This window comes from Pseudomonas brassicacearum (assembly GCF_003732265.1).
GTDB classification, from domain to species: domain Bacteria; phylum Pseudomonadota; class Gammaproteobacteria; order Pseudomonadales; family Pseudomonadaceae; genus Aquipseudomonas; species Aquipseudomonas brassicacearum_D.
The window spans coordinates 1-567 of record NZ_MOBK01000280.1 but is presented as its reverse complement, the minus strand read 5'-3'; the positions used below and the strand labels follow the sequence as shown (position 1 = coordinate 567).

At 57.0% G+C, this 567-nt stretch carries 1 protein-coding gene; it reads left to right on the top strand.

Annotation, left to right across the window (positions count from 1 at the left end):
• Window positions 1-102: 102 nt before the first annotated feature.
• On the top strand, window positions 103-567 hold a 465-nt coding region (locus tag BK660_RS31265; protein WP_123436443.1), incomplete at its 3' end, for a GAF domain-containing protein.

Below are 567 nucleotides of genomic sequence, written 5' to 3'. Positions count from 1 at the left end.
ATTTATCGATGTAAATCAATAGCTTGTAAATATCGTAGTCATAAAGACTCAAAGACCTTTATAGTCATCCCGACTACATCTTGTCTCTTTGACTACAAGACCATGACCGCCAAATCCCTGCTCACCGCCCTGCTGCCATTAGTTTCCGACCTGTCCCGCGAACTGCCCGAGGGCGAGCGTTATCGACGTTTACTTGAAGCCATGCGCGCCTTGCTTCCCTGCGACGCTGCAGCGTTGTTGCGCCTCGACGGCGAAGCGCTGGTGCCGCTGGCGGTGGACGGTTTGAGCACCGACACCCTCGGCCGGCGCTTCAAGGTCAGCGAACATCCGCGTTTTGAAATACTCCTCAGCGGTGCCGGACCCACGCGATTCGCCGCCGATAGCGACTTGCCCGATCCTTATGACGGTTTGGTCGACGGCCTCGACGAGCATCTGGAGGTTCACGATTGCCTCGGCTGTCCTTTGTTTGTCGATGAAAAACTCTGGGGCCTGATCACCCTCGACGCCCTCGACCCCGAGCGTTTCGAACCGATCGAGCTCGACGCCTTGCAAGCTTTCGCCAGCCTC